This is a genomic window from Neisseria sp. (genome assembly GCF_030523955.1).
In the GTDB taxonomy this organism is placed as follows: Bacteria; Pseudomonadota; Gammaproteobacteria; order Burkholderiales; family Neisseriaceae; genus Neisseria.
The window spans coordinates 23951-44198 of record NZ_JAUNHL010000020.1; the positions used below are offsets into that span (position 1 = coordinate 23951).

Here is a 20248-nt window from a genome sequence, read left to right on the forward strand (position 1 = left end):
CGCAAACCATGCCTGTCTGAAACGATTAAGCTATTAATTAAAAAAGGAAATGCTTATGTTGTCTGTTGTGCAACGGCTGGGTGTGTTGGTTGCCATGCTGTTTACCAGCTGTTGGCTGCTGGCGGCCGATTTGGCGGCCATTCCCAAGCTGACGGCGCCGGTAATGGATACGGCGGGCATGATGCAGCCGCAGGCGCGCGAGGAGTTGAACCGGCATCTTTTGCAATACAGCCGCGAAAAAGGCAGCCAGATTGTGGTGCTGACGGTGCCGGCCATTGCGCCGGAAACCACGTTTGAGTATTCGGCGCGGGTGATGCAGGATTGGCAGCTGGGCCGTTCGGCGCAAAGCGACGGTGTTTTATTGTTGTTGGTACGCGACGAACGTAAGTCTTTTCTGGCGGTCGGCCGTGGTTTGGAAGGAGCGATTCCCGACGTATATGCGCGCCGGATTTTGGACGAAGTGATGGCGCCGTATTTGCGTGCGGGTAAAACCGACGAGGGCATAGGCGCGGCGGTCGGCCAGATTGAGAAATTGATCGCCGGCGAGAGCCTGCCGGCGCCTGAGCAAACACAATCGGACGAATCGGTTGCCGACCAAGTGATTACTTTACTGGTGCTAACCATTTTTATCGGCGGCTTTTTACGCGCGGTATTCGGCCGTACTTTGGGCAGCTTGATTACCGGCGGAGCGGTGTTCAGCTCGGTATGGATGTTATTCGGCTGGGGGGTGGTGATTGCGGTGGTAGCCGGCTTTATCGGCGCAGTAGTCACTTTTATTCTCGGTTTGGGTAATTTTGTCGGTGGCGGCGGCCGCGGCGGCGGTTGGGGCGGCGGTACCGGCGGATTCGGTGGCGGCTATAGCGGAGGCAGAAGCAGCGGCGGTTTCGGCGGCGGTTTCAGTGGCGGTGGCGGCAGTTTCGGCGGCGGCGGCGCGTCGGGGAGTTGGTAATGGAACAAAATAAATTCAAACGTATCTGGCAACATTTGCAGCACCCGGGTTTTCGTGTCCGCCGGCTGTTTGCCGAGCGGCAGTTGCAGGCGTTGGCGGAATCCATCGCGCAATCGGAGCGGCATCATCAAGGCCAAATCCGTTTTGTGATCGAATCGCACTTCCCGCTGGAAGCGCTGTGGCAGGGAATGACCACTCAAACACGCGCATGGCAGTGGTTTGGCGAATTGGGCGTGTGGGATACCGAAGCCAATTGCGGCGTATTGGTTTATGTTTCTTTTGCCGACCATCAGGTGGAAATCGTGGCCGATCGCGGCATAGCGGCGCGGGTGCCGCAACAGGCTTGGCAGGCCGCTTGCGACAGTATCTTGGCCGGTTTTCGCGCCGGTGAATACGACCGCGGTTTGGGCGATGGCTTGCGGCAGATTACCGAGATTTTGCAGCAACACTACCCGCGCGGCGAATCGGCAAGCGGCGACGAGCTTCCGAACACGGTGGTATTGCGCTGAAACAGCGATGCATCCATCCGGCACGGGCATCCTGCCCGTGCTTTTTTGTCCACAGCTTATCCCGATTGCGCCCCACAAGCTGCGTGCTCAGGGGATGGTTTGCAAATTATGCACCGAAAACTTTTTCTTCTTTGTGGGTGTTTTGTGGATAAGTGAAGTAAAGGGCTGAAACGGCAAGAAGAAATTGATTTGCTTAAATAATAGGCAATGCCTGTCTGAAACGTATTGATGCTAGTGTCAATTGTCAACAGCCCCTAGAAGGTGAAACGGAGATGCGGATGAATCTTCGGTTTTTTAGCGATATAATTTCAGACAGGCATTGAGTGAGTCTATATCAAGCCATACGGAATCTGAACGATGACTATCCTTTCCCACGAAGTGCGCGCCGAAATGGCGAGAAAAAGATTGAAACACAGCCGGATGCTGGCCACCGGCTTGCTGTTGTTTGCCTGCCTGCTGTTTATTCTGGCTTCGTTGTGGATCAAACAATATCCCGGCTTGGGCTATCTCAAGGCGTTTGCCGAAGCGGCGATGGTGGGGGCGCTGGCCGATTGGTTTGCGGTAACTGCGCTCTTTCGCCATCCCTTGGGCATTCCCATTCCGCATACTGCCATTTTGCCGAAAAATCAGGTGCGGATAGCAGAAGAACTCGGCCGGTTTATCGAGCATAATTTTATCCAGGGCAAACCGATTGCGGTGCGGGTATACCGCGCCGAGCCCAGCGAAAAACTGCTGGCCTGGTTGGCGGCCAACCGCGAAACCTGGCTGCCGTGGGCGGTACGCCAGCTGCCGGCTTTGCTGAAGGTGGCCAAGCCCGATCAAGTCGCCCGTTTTGCGGGGCAACTTTTGGAACAGCAATACAGCGGGAACAAAATCGGCAAAACGCTGGCCGATATGTTGGCAGTGCTTAAGGCTCAAGGTTTGGACGAAGTGTTGCTGCTTTCGCTGATCAAACAGATACGCCGCTGGCTGCACGATCCGGAAACGCGTAGCCTGCTGGAAGAGAACCTGCGCGAATGGGCGATGAAAATCGAAAGCGATGCGCCAACTACGTGGGAGCGCATCAAATCCTCGCTTAAAGGCACCTTGGTGGATAAGGTGGACGGCTGGGTAGCGGAAAAAGCGCTGGATTGGGCCGACGCTTATCTGGCGGCGGCGCTGGAGAATCCGCAGCATACTTTGCGCCGTCATTTCGCCGAGCAGACCGAACGCATTCAGTCTGCCCTAATCCATTCGCGGCTGTGGCACAAGCGGCTGGAGGCTGGCAAGCGAGAGCTTGCGCAATCACCGGCGCTGGAGGAAAGTATGATGCGTTTATGGCGTGGTTTGCAGCATTGGAGCGAGGGCGATGTGTTGAAAGACGATTCGCTTTGCTTGGCGCAGGCCAACAAATTGCTCGACCATATGCTGGCGCAGGCGCAGGTTTATCCGCGTTTTATGAAGCGGCTCGATATGCGGATTTCGCTGATTGTGCGGGATTTCATCCAAAACTATAAAGACCGCGCCGCCCAGTTTGTCGCCGAAAAGGTGAAAAGCTGGGACAGCGCGCAGATGGTGGAGAAGCTGGAATTGAGCGTGGGCAAGGATTTGCAGTTTATCCGGATTAACGGTACGCTGGTCGGCGGTTTGGTCGGCCTGTTGATTTATGCGCTGTCGCAGTGGTTGTTGGCGTGAGCGAAAAAATGCAAGATCCGATCGGTATCTACAACCATAGCTATTAAAAATATTAGTTATTTCGAAACAGGAGGAAACAAAGATGTATCCCATTCCGGAGGTTCGGCAAAGCGGTTTGCTTCAGGTATCCGACCTGCACCAAATTTATTGGGAAGAATCGGGTAATCCGGCCGGAATTCCGGTGATTTTTGTACACGGCGGCCCGGGCGCCGGTACTGCGCCGGTTTGCCGGGCATTTTTCAATCCCGAGCGTTACCGTATCGTATTGATGGATCAGCGCGGTTGCGGCCAATCGCAGCCTTATGCGGAAACCCGTGAAAACACTACTTGGGATTTGGTGGCCGATTTGGAGAAATTGCGCGAGTTTCTCGGCATCGATCGCTGGCTGGTGTTCGGCGGCTCATGGGGCAGCACTTTGTCGCTGGCTTATGCGCAAAGCCATCCCGAGCGGGTGTTGGGCCTGATTTTGCGCGGTATTTTTCTTTGCCGCCAAAGCGAAATCGATTGGCTGAGCGAAGAGGGCGGCGTGAGCCAGATTTATCCTGCGCAGTGGCAGCGTTATATTGCGCCGGTTGCGCCGGAAAAACGCCGCCAATTGGTACTGGCCTACCACGAATTATTGTTTGGTGACGATTATGAAACCGCCGTAAAGGCCGCCAAGGCGTGGAACGAATGGGAAAGTTATTTGATCCGCTTTGAGCCGCAAGAAGAGGATTCGGACGGCGAAGCATCGCTGGCGATTGCGCGGCTGGAAAATCATTATTTCGTGAACTTGGGCTGGCTGGCGGGCGAAAAAGCCATTTTGGCCAATATGAATACCATCCGCCACATTCCGGCGGTGATTGTGCAAGGGCGTTACGATTTGTGCACGCCGATGCAAAGCGCTTGGGAATTGTCGCAAGCCTGGCCGGAAGCCGAATTGCGGATAGTACAGGGCGGCCACGCATCCACCGAAGAGCCGCTGGCTTCGGCGCTTACCGCCGCCGCCGACGAATTCGCCCACCGCTTGGCGGTACTATAAGCGGCGTCTAATCTCTGTTAAAATCCAGCCCTTCTTCCAACCCGCTTTTTCAGACAGGCATCGGATATGCCTGTCTGAAAACATTCCCGCAAGAAAGCCACATCATGACGAAAAAACGCGTGCTAACCGGCGTTACCACCACCGGCATTCCGCATTTGGGCAATTATGTCGGCGCTATCCGCCCGGCTATCCGCGCCGCACAAGACGAACAAGCCGAATCGTTTTTATTTTTGGCCGACTACCACGGCATCATCAAATGCCACGATCCGGCGATGATCCACGAATCCACCCAAGCCGTCGCCGCCACTTGGCTGGCCTGCGGCCTTGATCCGGAGCGCACCACGTTTTACCGCCAGAGCGATATTCCCGAAATCATGGAATTAAACTGGATACTCACCTGCATCACCGCCAAAGGGCTGATGAACCGAGCACATGCCTATAAAGCCGCGGTACAGGAAAATCTGGACAAAGGCCAGGAAGACCAAGACCACCAAATCGAGATGGGTTTATACAGCTACCCGATTCTGATGAGCGCCGATATTCTGATGTTTAAGGCAAACGAAGTGCCGGTGGGGCGCGACCAGATACAGCACGTTGAGATGGCGCGCGACATCGCCGGCCGCTTCAACCACCGCTTTAAAGAAGTGTTTACCCTGCCGGAAGTGAAGATCGACGAAAACGTCGAGCTGTTGGTGGGTTTGGACGGCCGCAAAATGAGCAAAAGCTATGGTAACACCATTCCGCTGTGGGAAAACGACAAAAAAACCCAAAAATCGGTGAACAAAATCATCACCAATCTCAAAGAGCCGGGCGAGCCGAAACAGCCCGACGAAAGTCCGCTGTTTGAAATCTACAAAGCTTTCGCCACGCCTGCCGAAACCGCAGAATTCACTCAAATGCTGGCCGAAGGTTTGGCTTGGGGCGAAGCGAAAAAACTGTTGGCTGCTAAAATCAACGCCGAATTGGCCGAACCGCGCGAACGCTATGCTGCACTCACCGCCAACCCTGCCCAAATCGAAGAGATTTTGCAGGCAGGTGCGGCCAAAGCCCGCCGCGAAGCGCGAGTGCTGCTCGATCAGGTACGCGATGCTGTGGGGATCCGCGCATTGAAATAAAAGACGGTTGTGGATGGTTCAAATCAAAATGCCTGTCTGAAGAACTTTTCAGACAGGCATTTTGATACTGTTGCAAAATTCTTTTCGATAACTGAAAACATTTTTGTCATGCTCGGGCTTGACCCGAGCATCTTTTTGTTTTGGAAAAAAGCAGATACTGGGGTCAAGCCCGAGTATGACGCGGTATCAATAAATTCAGGATGAAAACCGTTTGTTGTAAAGATCTATAGCAGATTTAATTAATTTTCGATACAAGGCAGCAAGCCGCAGACAGTACAAGTAGTACGGCAAGGCGCAGCAACGCCGTAGCGAAAGTTAAGTTAATCTGCTATAAAAATATTTTTTCGCTATAGGGTTTTCTATAAGAATCATGCCTGTCTGAAAAACTTTTCAGACAGGCATGATTGATGATGGGATAACTTATTTATCCAATCCTTCTTGTACCATTTGCGCGGCGCGCAAAACAGCACGCGCTTTGTTTTGCGTTTCCTGCCATTCTGCTTCTTCTTCGGAATCGGCGACAATGCCGCCGCCGCTTTGTACGTATAAAGTCTGGTTGCGGATAACGGCCGTGCGGATGGCGATGGCCAGATCCATATCGTTGTTGAAACCCCATACGCCGACAGCGCCGCCGTAAACGCCGCGCTTGGCCGGCTCCAGCTCTTCGATGATTTCCAGCGCCCTAACTTTCGGCGCGCCGGAGAGCGTACCGGCGGGGAAAGTGGCGGCCAAAATATCCATATTGGTGGTATTGGGCTGCAGGATGCCTTCTACATTGGAAACAATGTGCATCACATGCGAATATTTTTCGATGACCATTTTTTCGGTTACCTGAACCTGGCCGGTTTGGCTGATGCGGCCGACATCGTTGCGCCCCAAATCAATCAGCATCACATGTTCGGCGATTTCTTTGGTATCGCCGAGCAAATCGTCGGCCATCGCCTGATCTTGTTCGGGTGTGGCGCCGCGCAGGCGGGTGCCGGCAATCGGGCGCACTACGATTTTTTCGCGTTCGCGGCGCACCAGAATTTCGGGTGAGGAGCCGACCACGAAAAAGTCGTCGAAATGATAATAAAACAGATAAGGCGAAGGGTTTAAGGTGCGCAGGGCACGGTAAAGATGCAGCGGGTTGTCGTGAAACGGCATGGTCAGCCGTTGGCTGGGCACCACCTGCATGCAGTCGCCGTCGAGAATATAGTCGCGCACACGGCGTACATAGCTTTTATAGCGCGCTTCGCCGGTTTCGTGTACGGGCTGACTCTCGACGCTGCCGAGCGAGAGCGGAATGGTACCGCTTTGGCGCAGCTGGATGCGCAGCTCCTCCAATCGGTCGCGGGCTTGTTGATAACCGTTTTCTTGCGCAGGATCGGCGTAGACAATCAAATAAATTTTGCCGCTTAAGTTGTCGATAACCGCCAATTCCTGCGACAGCATCAGGAAAATATCGGGTGTGCCCAAGGGGTCTTCTTTGGGCGTGTTTTTTAAACGGTGGGCGAAGTGTTCGAAATGGTAAATGGTCTCGTAACCGAAATAGCCGACCAAGCCGCCGGTAAAGCGTGGCAAACCGGGTATTTCCGGTGTTTGATAACGTTCGTGGAAGGCTTCGATAAAGTGCAGCGGATTGCCTTCGTATTGTTCGACGATTTTGCCTTGATGGTAAACATCGACATGGCGGCCGCTGGCTTTGAGATAGGTTTGGCAGGGCAGGCCGATAAAGGAATAGCGGCCGAAACGCTCACCACCCACTACCGATTCGAGCAGATAACTGAAAGGCTGGTTGGCCAGTTTGAGATAAAGCGAGAGCGGGGTATCCAAATCCGCCAGTAATTCCTGTACCAAAGGAATGCGGTTGTAACCGGCATCGGCTTGGGCTTGGTATTCTTGTTTGCTAATCATGTTTCGGCGCGCCTGAGCATCTATTAAACAGGATGGCAGTATAGCAGTTTTTGCGCTGATTTTGAGAGAAAGGCCTGTCTGAAAGTGTTTCAGACAGGCCTGTTTGTTTTTGGGATAGGGCAAACCGGCCGCTTGGCAAACAGCGGGTTTGCTTCTCATAACCAATCAGCTTAAGTATGGCGCAATGGTTATGGAGCAAGCGGTTTAATCCTATTATGCTAAAGCGTTTATTCTTCCGGCTGTTCGCCGTCGGTATCGTCCAGTTTGCCTTCGGTAATCTGAACGGTGGTGCCGGCTTTTTCGCGGATTTTACGGTCGATTTCCTGGGCAACTTCCGGATTTTCCTTCAGCCATACGCGCACGTTGTCTTTGCCTTGGCCGATTTTGGCGCCGTTGTAACTGTACCAAGCGCCGGATTTTTCGACGATGTCGTATTTCACGCCCAAGTCTACCACTTCGCCTTCCCAGCTGACGCCTTCGCCGTAGAGGATGTCGAACTCTGCCTGGCGGAAGGGCGGAGCAACTTTGTTTTTAATCACTTTAACCTTGGTTTCGTTGCCCAAAACGTCGTCGCCTTTTTTAATCTGGCCGGTACGGCGGATATCGAGGCGTACGGAGGCGTAGAATTTCAGGGCGTTGCCGCCGGTAGTGGTTTCGGGGCTGCCGAACATCACGCCGATTTTCATGCGGATTTGGTTGATGAATACGACTAAGGTATTGGTTTTTTTGATGTGGCCGGTGAGTTTGCGCAAGGCTTGGCTCATCAGGCGAGCTTGCAGGCCGACGTGGCTGTCGCCCATTTCGCCTTCGATTTCGGCTTTGGGTACGAGGGCTGCCACCGAATCGATGACCACCATGTCTACACCGCCGCTGCGCACCAGCATGTCGCAGATTTCGAGTGCCTGCTCGCCGGTATCTGGTTGGGAAACCAACAAATCTTCTACTTTTACACCGAGTTTGCGGGCGTAAATCGGGTCGAACGCATTTTCGGCATCAATAAAGGCGCAGGTTCCGCCGTTTTTCTGGCATTGGGCGATGGCTTCCAAGCAGAGGGTGGTTTTGCCGGAAGATTCCGGGCCGAAGATTTCAACGATGCGGCCGCGCGGCAGGCCGCCTACGCCCAAGGCCAGATCCAGGCTCAAAGAGCCGGTGGAAATCACTTCTAAATTTTCGTCTTGATGGCTGCCGTCCATCTTCATGATGGAGCCTTTGCCGAAGTTTTTTTCGATTTGGGCGAGTGCGGCGGCAAGTGCTTTGCTTTTTTCGTCTGACATAGGTTTCTCGTTTTGCGGTTATGTTACAAATACAGTGGCGGATTATCGCATATTCGCGAAGATTTGGGCTGGAAACTTCGAGTAAGCAAATGCCTGTCTGAAAAAAGTTTTCAGACAGGCATTTTGTTTTAAAGTGCTTTGCGGCACGAAACGGCGTGATTAGGCGCGTTTGCGGAATTCGCCGGTACGGGTGTCGATTTCGACTTTGTCGCCGTTTTCGATGTAAGACATCACTTGGATTTCGGTGCCGCCGACCAAGCGGGCGGTTTTCATCACTTTGCCGGAAGTGTCGCCTTTAACGGCAGGCTCGGTGTATTCCACTTCGCGTACGATGATGGTCGGCAGTTCTACGGAAATCGGGTTCCCTTCGTAGAAGGTGACTTCGCATTGGTCTTCCATGCCGTCGACGATGAATTTCAGGGCGTCGCCGATGTTTTCGGCTTCGATTTCGTATTGGTTGAATTCTTCGTCCATGAATACGTACATCGGATCGGCAAAGTAGCTGTAAGTACAGTTTTTACGGCTCAAAACCACTACGTCAAATTTGTCGTCGGCCTTGTAGATGGTTTCGGTAGCGGCGCCGGTGAGCAGGTTTTTCAGTTTCATGCTCACTTTGGCGGAAGAGCGGCCGCCTTTGATGTATTCGGTTTTTTGTACCACCATCGGATCGTTGCCGACCATGAATACGTTGCCTGCGCGCAGTTCTTGTGCGGTTTTCATTTAAATCAATCTCACTTGGTTTGTTGTAAATAGAAAAAATAACGGGCTATTTTAACTTATCTGCCACAAAATTGGCTAGCCTTTCGGTGGCGCTGTTTTGTGAAAACAGGTAATTGCGCCAACTTTCGGCGGCGTTTCGCCAACTTTGTTGTTGCCGGCACAAGGTTTGCCAGGCAAAGAGGCGCTCGTGTTCCGATAGTTCGATGACGCCGTTTAAATCATCGGAAAGCTGTCGGTGCGCCGTGATAACGGGTTCTTCGAAATGAAGGTAGGAAAGCAGCCAGAATGCGTGCAGTTTTTCATGGTGGGCTTGTTCTTCCTGCGGATAAATGTGCCAGAAAAAAGGTTTGCCGGAAAATTGGGCGCGCACGAAGCTGTCTTCGCCGCGCACGATTAAGCCGTCGCACAGCGCGAGCAGGCGGTCGAAATCGTGTTGCGGAAGAAAGGGAAGGCGGTGTAATTCCAATTTGCCGAGAATGTAAGTGTCGCCGCTTTGCAGCAGGGCATTGGGCGGAATGATGCCGGCTTCCCGTAAGCTGCAAAGAACGGGTTCGGCGGGGATCAGCAGGCGCATCGCTTCACCGTGCTGCAACCACATGGTGAGCCAACGCGCCCAAGCAGTGCTTTGGTAGCCAAATAAGAGCCATTCGGGCAGGTTCTTCGGCGGTAACATCAGCTGCCGGCGTAGAGATGGCATATCAGTTATTGAACTGAGGGAGTCGAAGTTTTTCTCGCGCAACAAGCCGCCGTCTGTTTCGCTAAAACCCATCAGCCAAAAATATTTTTGTACGCCGTTGGCTTGCGGCGAGGGCTTGGCGTGCATGGTGCGCGCCCAGTCTTCGGCGCTCAGGTATTCCCAATTGAGCCAAAGCGCTTGTTGTGTTCGGATCATGTCGAGTACCGGCGGAGGCAAATCGCAGGCAAAGGTTTCAATAACCACATCGGGCGCAGGAGTATTACTTAAATCTTCCGCGTCCGCACCGGCTCGCCAGCGATGCAGGAAAACCGATTGATGAATGACCGGCAGGGCAGGTAGCGGCGGGGCGAGCGGCGCCAGGGCTTGTTCGTCATCCAGCCATAAATGCACATGCCAGCCTAATTCGCGCGACAAAATCTGCGCCAACCGCCAGCTGACGCCGATATCGCCGTAATTATCGATAACGGTGCAAAACAGCCAGCAGCAAAGCGGGTGTTGGGATGGTGAGTGGGGAATGTGCATAAGCTGATCTAACTGTTTGATGGTTAAGGTTTACCGTCTGTTGTGGTTTTGTCAAGCCGGAAAAGCTGAATTTCTTTACTATTATCCACAAAAGGAGAAAAGGTTTTTGCGGGATCGAAAAGGTTTGGGGATGGCGCTTGACAAGTTAAAATATTTTATAAATATTTGATTTAATTTGTTTATTTTAAAAGCTTATTTTTTGTGCAATAAAACTGTAATCCCCGAATTTAAGGGAAAAATACGACTATCCCCCAAGTCTTCCACATATTTATCCACAGCTTTTGTGGGTAAGCCCGTAAAGCCAGAACAGGCATGGATTTGTCGGAATGCTAAATAAAAATTAGAGTGTTTTTTCAGACAGGCCAGGGCGTATTTGTCCGTAATGAAAAATAATTTATAAACGCTCGGATGCCTGTCTGAAAAGTTTTGTTCAGCCTGTCGATAACAGCGGATTTTCAGCTTATTTTGTTCGCTTTTATGCTAAAATACGCGGATATTTTTCCAGAGAATTTCAAAGTCGACAACATGACTTCCCATATCGATTCGCAATTTGCCAAAGAAACCCTCCCCATCAGCCTTGAAGAAGAAATGCGCAGAAGCTACCTCGATTACGCCATGAGCGTGATTGTGGGGCGCGCGCTGCCGGATGTGCGCGACGGCTTGAAGCCCGTGCACCGCCGCGTTTTGTACGCGATGCACGAGCTGAAAAACAACTGGAACAGCGCTTATAAAAAGTCTGCCCGTATCGTCGGCGACGTCATCGGTAAATACCACCCGCACGGCGATTCTGCGGTTTACGACACCATCGTGCGCATGGCGCAGGATTTCTCGATGCGCTATGTGTTGGTCGACGGCCAGGGCAACTTCGGCTCGGTTGACGGCGACGGCGCGGCGGCGATGCGTTACACCGAAATCCGCATGGCGAAAATCGCCCACGAAATGCTGGCCGACATCGAAGAAGAAACCGTTAACTTCGGCCCCAACTACGACGGCAGCGAAAGCGAGCCGCTGGTGTTGCCCACCCGTTTCCCCGCCTTGTTGGTTAACGGCTCTTCCGGCATCGCCGTGGGCATGGCCACCAATATTCCGCCGCACAACCTGCCCGACACCATCGATGCCTGCCTGAAACTCTTGGCCGAGCCGCAAACCGAGATCGACGAACTCATCAACATCATCAAAGCCCCCGATTTCCCCACCGGCGCCACCATCTACGGCTTGGGCGGCGTGCGCGAAGGTTATAAAACCGGCCGCGGCCGCGTGGTGATGCGCGGCAAAACCCACATCGAGCCTATCGGCAAAAACGGCGAGCGCGAAGCCATCATCATCGACGAAATCCCCTATCAGGTGAACAAAGCCCGCCTGGTGGAAAAAATCGGCGAACTGGTGCGCGACAAGGTGTTGGAAGGCATTTCCGACCTGCGCGACGAATCCGACAAATCGGGCATGCGCGTCGTGATCGAGCTCAAGCGCAACGAAAACGCCGAAGTGGTGCTCAACCAGCTCTACAAACTCACCCAGCTGCAAGACAGCTTCGGCATCAATATGGTGGCCTTGGTCGATGGCCAGCCGCGCCTGTTGAACCTGAAGCAGATTTTGAGCGAATTTCTGCGCCACCGTCGCGAAGTCGTTACCCGCCGCACCCTGTTCCGTCTGAAAAAAGCGCGCCACGAAGGCCATATCGCCGAAGGCAAAGCGGTGGCCCTGTCGAACATCGACGAGATGATTCAGCTCATCAAAGAATCCGCCGATGCGCCCGAAGCCAAAGAGAAACTGCTGTCGCGCCCGTGGCAGTCGGGCTTGGTGGGCGAAATGCTCTCCCGCACCGATTTGGATATGCAGATGGCGCGCCCCGAAGGCTTGCCCGCAGGCTTGGGTTTGCAGGCGGGCGGCTATTTTCTGAGCGACATTCAGGCCGACGCCATTTTGCGCATGAGCCTGCGCAACCTCACCGGCCTCGACCAAGACACCATCGTGGCCGACTACAAAACCATCATGGGGCAGATTATTGATTTTCTGGATATTTTAGCCAAGCCCGAGCGCATCACCGCCATCATTCACGAAGAACTGGAAGAAATCAAAACTAACTTCGGCGACGAACGCCGCAGCGAAATCAACCCGTTCGGCGGCGATATTGCCGACGAAGACCTGATTCCGCCGCGCGAAATGGTGGTGACGCTCACCCACGGCGGCTACATCAAAACCCAGCCCACCACCGATTATCAGGCGCAGCGCCGCGGCGGTCGCGGCAAACAGGCCGCCGCCACCAAAGACGAAGACTTTATCGAAACCCTGTTTGTGGCCAACACCCACGATTACCTGATGTGTTTCACCAATTTCGGCAAATGCCACTGGATTAAAGTGTACAAACTGCCCGAAGGCGGGCGTAACAGCCGCGGCCGCCCGATTAACAACGTCATCCAATTGGACGAAGGCGAAAAGGTAAGCGCCATCATGGCCGTGCGCGAGTTCCCCGAAGACGAATACGTATTCTTCGCCACCGCGCAGGGCATGGTGAAAAAAGTGCAGCTTTCCGCCTTCAAAAACGTGCGCGCGCAAGGCATCAAGGCCATCGCCCTCAAAGACGGCGATTCGCTGGTGGGGGTGGCGAAAACCTCCGGCACCAGCGATATCATGCTGTTTTCCAACCTCGGCAAAGCCATCCGCTTTAACGAATATTACGAGCGCAACGGCGAGGCCGACGATTTGGAAAACGAAGATTCAGACGGCCTCGATACGGAAGCCGAAACCGAACACGACGAAACGGACGGCGCCGATGCGCCCGTGCTGAAAGGCAACGGCGTGCGTCCGTCCGGCCGAGGCAGCGGCGGCCTGCGCGGTATGCGCCTGCCCAAAGGCGGCCGCATCGTCAGCCTGCTGGTTTCCGCGCCCGACAACACCGAGCAACAGGTGCTCACCGCCACGCAAAACGGCTACGGCAAACGCACGCCGATTGAAGATTACAGCCGCAAAGGCAAAGGCGGGCAGGGCATCATCGCCATCGACACCGGCGAGCGCAACGGCGAATTGGTGGCCGCAACTTTGGTTAACGAAAGCGACGATTTGATGCTGATTACCAGCGGCGGCGTGTTAATCCGCACCAAAGTCGAGCAAATCCGCGAAACCGGCCGCGCCGCCCAAGGCGTGCGCCTGATTAACCTCGACGAAGGCGAAACGCTGGTGAGCCTAGAGCGGATTGCCGAGCCGGAAGAAGACGAAGACGTGCCGGCAGCAGGCGAAGGCGCGGAAAACGATGGTGAAAACGCCGAAACCGAATCTGCCGCCGAAGATGCTGCCGGTGATGACGGGCAAGCGTAAGCGGTAAGCGGCAGTGATAATCAAGGCCGTCTGAAAAATAAGTTTTCAGACGGCCTTGTTGTGTCGATAACGATATATAGCGGATTAACTTAACTTTTCGCTACGGCGTTGCTGCGCCTTGCCGTACTACTTGTACTGTCTGCGGCTTGCTGCCTTGTATCGAAAATTAATTTAATCTGCTATAGCTATAGGCATCAGGATAACGCTCAAAATCCTCGAGTTGCGGGTTTCCGGTTGTTTCAGAGAGGCTTAGGGGCCGGAGGGCGTGTCCAAAGCGTGAGGGTGGAGATGGCGGTGCCGAATTTTTTTTGCCGTTCTGCAAATCGTCCACACTTGACGGAGTTTTTGAGTACGAGTTGTTTGAGGTCTCCTGAATAGGCTATAGTGGGACTGTATCTAACAGTTTGTTTATTCTCTATATGGCCTGTAAATCGTTTGGATTGACAATCGTAGGGGACAACAGCTGCCCCGGCTACGCCTATTTCAATTTTGAATATTCTTCGTCCGATACTGGCTCTAGCCATTCGTTGCTGGTGTTTTCACCGTCAACTGCCACAGCTAAGTGTTGAAGCCACGAATTTTTCGCTGCTCCGTGCCAGTGTTTGACGTTAGCTGGAATGTTTACTACGTCGCCTGGTTTCAACTCTTGGGCTGGTTTGCCCCATTCTTGATAGTAGCCTCGCCCTGCGGTTACGATGAGAATTTGACCTCCACCTTTGGTAGCGTGATGAATGTGCCAATTGTTGCGAACCGTTGGTTCAAAGGTAACATTGTTAATTTTTACTTGCTCATTAGAGATAGGGGCAAGATAACTTTGTCCAGAGAAGTATTGGGCATAGGCATCATTTGATTGACCAAGTGGGAATTGGCTTAATTGTGGGGGAATGATTTTCTCAATTTGAGCCAGTTGTTCATCGGTTAATCCATTCTTTTTGCTGATTGCTTTGTGAGCATTAAGCTGACTTTCCGCTCCTTTAAGCTGGCTTAATGCTCCGACGGTTACAATTTCACGCTCTTGCCAGTTGAGTAAATCACTGGCAAAAATATCGCCAAATAGATGCGTTTTCAAATAACGGTCAATATCAGACGAAAGAGCAGAAAGATCAACCGGACGTCCGGTAAGATCGGTTTGTGTTTTGGTGCCAAGAGCCAGAATATCCGTATTGGTTGGCAATGCAGTAGCTACTTTGCCGTCAGTATCTTTCACGCCTTTTGCTTGACGTTCTTTTACTGTTTCAGCAAGCGTATTTAATGCATTTAAACTGCGCGGAAAGCCGGCGTAAGCATAAAGTTGCACCATCGCATCTTTAATTTCGTTAATGGTTAAATCGTTGTCTAACGCTTCTGCAACGGCGATTTTTAACGCTGAAATATCACCTGTGGCGGTAAGCGCCCCGATTTTTGCCAAGCTTTGTTGTTTTGCTGTAAGTTGCATTTGTTTATTCTCCATTTTTGTTATTTGAATCGTTGTATTTGCCGCTTGAACGAGCACTGCACTGGAAAGTGCGGTTAAAATAACGGCAACTTTATGTCGATTTTCGTTTTGACACCGTATTTCGCTTTTTATAAGCAGTTTTTTCTTGTATTACCAAGGTTGAGCAGTTGGTCCAATCGTAAATTCACTGATGTTTGTATCTTCCGGTTGCTTCAACGCAAATGCCACTACGTTTGCCACACGTTCGGCTGGGATTTCATAGGTATCATAAAGCTGGCGATAGCCTGCTGACGTTGAATTATCGGTAATGTGATCCACTAATTCAGATTGTACTGCAGCAGGATAAATCGTTGCGGTGCGGATATTTGTTCCTGCTTGTGCACTTTCTATTCGTAACCCTTCCATAATCGCCTTCACCGCCCATTTAGTGCCGCAGTATACTGTGCCACCGGGGTACACTTTTAAGCCGGCAACCGATGAAGTTGCTAAAATATGCCCTGTTTTTTGTGCTTCAAAAGTCGGTAACACGGCAGCAATACCGTTTAATACACCTTTGATATTGACATCAATCATCGCATTCCAGTTATTGGTTTCTAGGGCTGAAAGCGGTGAGCTCGGCATTAAACCGGCATTTAAGAAAATCGCATCCACACGTCTAAATGCGGATTTGGCTAATTCGACTAATGCCGTGTTATCTTCAGGTTTAGTCACATCGGTTGAACGGAAGACAGCTTCACCACCTTTCGCTTTGATGTTGTTTGCAATCGACTTTAATTTATCTTCCCGGCGTGCCGCTACACTAACTTCGCACCTTGTTCAGCTAATTTATATGCAGCTGCTTCACCAATGCCTGAAGAGGCACCTGTAATAATCACGACTTTGTTTTGAATGTTGTTCATCAGTTTTTCCTTTTGCTTGTTGTGAAAGATTGTTTTAACCGATAGGTTATTCTGGTTTTCCTAAATAATGTTGCGATTGTAGTCTTATCTTAATTTCAAGATAAAATAATTTAAGAATACTCAACTGCTAAAAATAGCATTATTGATGTCGAGATTTTAAGATAACAATCAACCAAGTTATTCCCACTAAAACGGCATAGCCAGTGGTAATTTCAACTAAATTTAAACCGCTTGCCAATTTGCCAACAATAAGGTTCGGAACGGCAGCACCCGCATAACCGATAATATAAATGAGGGAGAGAATACCGGCTCGTTCTTCTAATGTTGCGCTACTTAGTAGGCTTTTAATACTTGCGGCATAAGCCAGACCAAACGTTAAACTAGCAAGGACGATAATACCTAATACAGCAAAAACAGAACTTTGAGCGAGTGCAAGCACTAAGCCGATGGTGCTTAAGAAAAATCCTGTCATTCCTATTTTTTGCCCTGAAGATTGGGAGATTTTGCCGGAGAGCACGCTACCGAAGAACGCAGGAATTTGGAATGCTGCAAAGACGGTTGAGCCTACAAGAACGCTAGTTGAATGTAATTGATCTCGTGCTATTGGGGCGGAAAATGTTTGAAAAAATCCACCAATTGCCCAAGTGCCTATAAACACGGCGGCGGCTGCCGGCAAAAAGTGACGTAAACGTTCAGGTAAACCAATGTTGGGCACGAGAGAAATAACCGCATTTTTAACCGCACTTTTCTGCCAACCAATGGTTTCTTTTCCCAATAAAACGAGCATTGCCGCAATGACAGCAAAACCGAATGCAACCCAATAAATCGCCGTAAGTGAGCCGGTTGTTTCTACAATAAAACCAGAACCCAACGAACCGAGTGAAAGCCCAATCATTGGAGTGGTGCTCACGGCGATTGTTCCTAGTTTAGGGGAGGCAAGATCCACAACATAAGCCGCTGCCGCACTGGATGCTAATCCACAAGATAGCCCCTGCACAAACCGAGCAAAATAAAAATCGGTTACGGAGTTAAGGGTAATAAACTCAATAACGCCGAGTATGGATAAAATCAGAGCAACAATCACCACAGGCTTACGCCCAAATTGGTTTGATAATCGGGCTAGAAATAGCAGAGCAAAGACTGTTCCTACAAAATAGCAAACAGACGAAAAAGATAAATCGGCATTATTCAGCAATAATGTTTGACGATATACCGAATAAAGCGGAATCGGTGCAGCAGATGCGAAAAACACAAGCCCGAATGTACTAATCGCCCCGAATAATCCAAGTTTTGATTTCAATTTATTTATCCTAAAATGTATTACTTCGTTACGCTGAGATGCTGATTGAAGAACGAAGTGAATTTTTCCCAAGGAATCATTTCGGTTCTATCGTATAAATCGATGCGGTTCGCTCCATCTACTACGACTAATTCTTTTGGTTGGGCCGCACGTTGGAAGGCGGTTTCTGTGAAACTTCTCGACGGTGCAATTTCTCCCACCACAAACAAAATCGGACGCGGCGAAATAATATCCAAGTCATTGAAAGGATAGAAATTTAAGAATTTAGCATAGGTGGCTGGTGTCGTACGGCGATCGTTGCTTGCTACTTTGCCTCGTTCGGTTTGATAGAAATCTGCAGATTCCTTCGCTTCTAAAAAGACTTTGTCATTTTGACCCGGGCCATAAACAGGGCTGCCTGTTTTTGCCGCTTGCGTACGGAATTTCGCTGCAATGTCTAGATCGTTTTTAACGATAGCTCTATCGCGATTACCTCTTAACCCTGTGCGAAAATATTCGCCCATATCATACATACTAGAAGTCGCCACGGCTTTAATTCGAGGGTCAATTTTAGCTGCTGCTAATGAGAAAGCTCCGCTGGCACATACGCCAATAATGCCGATATTGTCAGCATCAACAAAGTTTTACGTTGTAAGATAATCCACTGCAGCACTGAAATTTTCAGAGTACACATCCGGTAGCACCGCTCCACGTGGTTCACCGGTACTTTCGCCCCAAAAAGATTGATCGAAAGTGAGTGTAATAAAACCAGCATCCGCCATTTTTTGTGCGTATAAATTTGCTGATTGTTGTCTGACTGCGGCAAACGGATGGCCAACGATAATAGCTGGATATTTTTTATCACTCTGCATATTTTTAGGCGTGAATAACGTACCTGCTAATTCCATATCATAAGCATTTTTAAAATGTACTGTTTTGCTGTTAAGCTGCTGGCTGACATAAAAATTATTCGCACCACGGGACATATCCGCAGCTTGTATGGAGAGAGATGTGCATAATGCTGTCGCTAAAGCGGTCATTAAAGCAATTTTTTTGGTTGTGTTAGCCATTTTTGTATCCTTAATTAACGTTTAGATTAATTTTTCATTATTGGTGATGGTTATTTTGCGCTAAATGTTGCTTCAATATTTTCCATTTCACCCAAAGCAGAGATATCTTGATCGATACGTCCTAACTGTTGACGTTCAAAAGTATCGCCATCTTGTTTGTATAAAATGACCAAACTGCCGCGAGGGGGCCAATAAATTAAATCCCCAACAGAAAAATGATCACTACGCAGTTTCTCGGTTGGTAATGCCCCCGCTCCCAGACGATGTACCAATTCCCGACCGTATAAATTTTGCATTTTTACAGTAAAAGGCATTTTGGCAATCAGTGCGCGACTGGCTGCGTTATTTTCCATTGTGGCAGTAAATGTTTGATTATTAACAGTGATGTTGATTTGTTGTGCCATACTATTGCCCTCCGAAAAAGTAGTTTGTGCATTTGTTGATATATTGCTGCACAATAATGTAGTAAAAAGTAATAAATGAGCTTTAAATATAAATGTTCCTAAATAAGAGTAAGAAAAAAAACGTTGTTTGCTATGTGGATTATTTTAGATCGAGTGTTATTTTATGTCTAATGATTATATTTTATATAATTTTATGCATTTATAACATGGATTTGAGCAATCTGTATTTCAATTCAGGCGTAAAAATACAGTTGTGATCAAAGTAGAGGGAAATTGGAAGAGCGGGTATTAGAGCTGTTCTTTCACAAATTGCAAAAATTTTGCTGCTGTACTAGAACTCTTATGCGTTTTCTTCCAAGCGAGAACAGAAGTCATCACAAGTTCAGGCTGAAGTGCTCGGAAAGTCAGGCGTGAGTGATCGAGAAGTACGGTAGCCCCTTCAATAGTTAATGCGCTGGCATAGTTTCTAGCAACAAGTGTGGTAATGTGGTTGATGAGGTTGTAAGGTAGCAACGATGTTCAGCTCAACGTTATCCGCCTGTAGCCAATGCTCCAGCTCTTTTTGTAGTGCGTAGCGGTTACTTGTGATGAGTGGTAAAGCATTCAGATCTTGCGGCGTGATATAAGTTTTTTCTGCCAACGGATTTTCAGACGACATCAGCAACCCCCAACGCTCTTGCGTGTTAAAACGCAGATAGTCGTAGCGATTGATTTCCACAGGTTCAAGCAACACGCCGAAATCGAGCAGCCCAGTATCGAGTTTCTCTTTAATATCGTCAGCCATCGCACTGAAAAATTGAAATTCCACCTGCGGATATTGGCGTTGGAAGGTTTCGCAGTAACCCAGCATTTGTTGAGACGCTATTAGCCCTCCCATACCAATACTGATAATGCCGCTTACCGTATACCCACCCGTGAATTCGACTTTGATTTTCTCTACCATTTCCACAACTTCTGTGGCCCGTTTGCTTAATGTTACGCCAGCATCGGTTAGCCTTAATCGCTTGCCGCGTTCAAATAATTGCACTCCTAGCTCTTCTTCTAGCTGAGCTATCCGGCGACTTAGGGCAGGTTGAGAAATGAAAGCAGTTTCTGCTGCACGAGAGATGTTTTCTTCACGTACTATGGCAAGAAAATAGCGTAATGTTTGGATATCCACGAGATCCCCTTAGGAACAATTTTATGGATTTACGAATGACTCGAGACTTGTGCAACGGCTACATAATACCGAAAAATTGCCTTAAATCAGATTTTTTCTCGTGGATTATGTAGATAAATTGTCAATAAGGTCTAAATTTTCACACCTAACCGTTGTTAATATTCAGTGCGGGTATGTAGGAATTGATCGAGTTGCTGATGTACCTTGCCTTTTACTCAAATAACCAGCCATAGCACCACCGGCAGCGTTATCATGGCCAACAAGGTTTGCAGGCTGATGATGCTGGCCATCAAAGCATGGTTGCCGCCGA

The 20248-nt window shown here is 50.1% G+C and carries 16 protein-coding genes and 1 pseudogene; 6 read left to right on the forward strand and 11 right to left on the reverse strand.

Annotated elements, in window-relative coordinates:
- Positions 1 to 55: 55 nt before the first annotated feature.
- The 5 genes from Q4C79_RS05895 to trpS all read left to right on the forward strand — a co-directional run bounded on the left by Q4C79_RS05895 (position 56) and on the right by trpS (position 5268).
- Positions 56 to 949 carry a YgcG family protein gene (locus Q4C79_RS05895; RefSeq protein ID WP_303090093.1) on the forward strand — a complete coding sequence of 298 codons (894 nt, stop codon included), beginning with the start codon at positions 56 to 58 and terminating at the stop codon, positions 947 to 949.
- Complete coding sequence (locus tag Q4C79_RS05900; RefSeq protein WP_303090094.1) at positions 949 to 1458, forward strand: TPM domain-containing protein; 510 nt, start codon at positions 949 to 951, stop codon at positions 1456 to 1458. The genes Q4C79_RS05895 and Q4C79_RS05900 overlap by 1 nt, the downstream gene beginning before the upstream one ends.
- A gap of 357 nt (positions 1459 to 1815) precedes the next feature.
- Positions 1816 to 3132 carry a DUF445 domain-containing protein gene (locus tag Q4C79_RS05905; RefSeq protein ID WP_303090095.1) on the forward strand — a complete coding sequence of 439 codons (1317 nt, stop codon included), beginning with the start codon at positions 1816 to 1818 and terminating at the stop codon, positions 3130 to 3132.
- Positions 3133 to 3214: 82 nt separating this feature from the next.
- On the forward strand, positions 3215 to 4153 hold the full coding sequence (pip, locus tag Q4C79_RS05910) for a prolyl aminopeptidase (protein ID WP_303090096.1): 939 nt from the start codon (positions 3215 to 3217) through the stop codon (positions 4151 to 4153).
- A 104-nt stretch (positions 4154 to 4257) separates the two neighbouring features.
- Entirely contained in the window at positions 4258 to 5268 is a 1011-nt protein-coding gene (gene trpS, locus Q4C79_RS05915) for a tryptophan--tRNA ligase (RefSeq protein WP_303090097.1), read from the forward strand.
- Positions 5269 to 5688: 420 nt separating this feature from the next.
- Here the strand turns inward: trpS and trpE are convergent, their stop codons facing one another.
- The 4 genes from trpE to earP all read right to left on the reverse strand — a co-directional run bounded on the left by trpE (position 5689) and on the right by earP (position 10377).
- The gene (gene trpE, locus Q4C79_RS05920) at positions 5689 to 7164 is read right to left on the reverse strand and encodes an anthranilate synthase component I (RefSeq protein WP_303090098.1); all 1476 of its coding nucleotides are present in this window, start codon (positions 7162 to 7164) and stop codon (positions 5689 to 5691) included.
- 227 nt (positions 7165 to 7391) lie between these two features.
- Positions 7392 to 8438: a recombinase RecA gene (recA, locus tag Q4C79_RS05925; RefSeq protein ID WP_303090099.1), complete on the reverse strand. Its 1047-nt coding sequence runs from the start codon at positions 8436 to 8438 to the stop codon at positions 7392 to 7394.
- 159 nt (positions 8439 to 8597) lie between these two features.
- Positions 8598 to 9158 carry an elongation factor P gene (efp, locus tag Q4C79_RS05930; RefSeq protein WP_303090100.1) on the reverse strand — a complete coding sequence of 187 codons (561 nt, stop codon included), beginning with the start codon at positions 9156 to 9158 and terminating at the stop codon, positions 8598 to 8600.
- 46 nt (positions 9159 to 9204) lie between these two features.
- Positions 9205 to 10377: an elongation factor P maturation arginine rhamnosyltransferase EarP gene (gene earP, locus Q4C79_RS05935; RefSeq protein ID WP_303090101.1), complete on the reverse strand. Its 1173-nt coding sequence runs from the start codon at positions 10375 to 10377 to the stop codon at positions 9205 to 9207.
- 525 nt (positions 10378 to 10902) lie between these two features.
- Between earP and gyrA the strand changes: the two genes are divergently transcribed.
- The gene (gene gyrA / locus Q4C79_RS05940) at positions 10903 to 13692 is read left to right on the forward strand and encodes a DNA gyrase subunit A (RefSeq protein ID WP_303090102.1); all 2790 of its coding nucleotides are present in this window, start codon (positions 10903 to 10905) and stop codon (positions 13690 to 13692) included.
- 478 nt (positions 13693 to 14170) lie between these two features.
- Here the strand turns inward: gyrA and Q4C79_RS05945 are convergent, their stop codons facing one another.
- The 7 genes and pseudogenes from Q4C79_RS05945 to Q4C79_RS05980 all read right to left on the reverse strand — a co-directional run bounded on the left by Q4C79_RS05945 (position 14171) and on the right by Q4C79_RS05980 (position 19938).
- Complete coding sequence (locus tag Q4C79_RS05945; protein ID WP_303090103.1) at positions 14171 to 15142, reverse strand: carboxymuconolactone decarboxylase family protein; 972 nt, start codon at positions 15140 to 15142, stop codon at positions 14171 to 14173.
- A 135-nt stretch (positions 15143 to 15277) separates the two neighbouring features.
- Positions 15278 to 16026 (reverse strand): annotated as a pseudogene (locus Q4C79_RS05950) (SDR family oxidoreductase).
- Positions 16027 to 16165: 139 nt separating this feature from the next.
- Positions 16166 to 17326 carry an MFS transporter gene (locus tag Q4C79_RS05960; protein ID WP_303090105.1) on the reverse strand — a complete coding sequence of 387 codons (1161 nt, stop codon included), beginning with the start codon at positions 17324 to 17326 and terminating at the stop codon, positions 16166 to 16168.
- Between the two features lie 20 nt (positions 17327 to 17346).
- The gene (locus Q4C79_RS05965; protein WP_303090106.1) at positions 17347 to 17838 is read right to left on the reverse strand and encodes an alpha/beta hydrolase; all 492 of its coding nucleotides are present in this window, start codon (positions 17836 to 17838) and stop codon (positions 17347 to 17349) included.
- A 111-nt stretch (positions 17839 to 17949) separates the two neighbouring features.
- Positions 17950 to 18375, reverse strand: a complete 426-nt coding sequence (locus Q4C79_RS05970; protein ID WP_303090107.1) for an alpha/beta hydrolase — start codon at positions 18373 to 18375, stop codon at positions 17950 to 17952.
- Between the two features lie 50 nt (positions 18376 to 18425).
- Positions 18426 to 18779 (reverse strand): cyclophilin-like fold protein, encoded by a 354-nt coding sequence (locus tag Q4C79_RS05975; RefSeq protein ID WP_303090108.1) that lies wholly within the window; start codon positions 18777 to 18779, stop codon positions 18426 to 18428.
- A gap of 466 nt (positions 18780 to 19245) precedes the next feature.
- Positions 19246 to 19938 (reverse strand): LysR family transcriptional regulator, encoded by a 693-nt coding sequence (locus Q4C79_RS05980; protein WP_303090109.1) that lies wholly within the window; start codon positions 19936 to 19938, stop codon positions 19246 to 19248.
- Positions 19939 to 20248 lie beyond the last annotated feature (310 nt).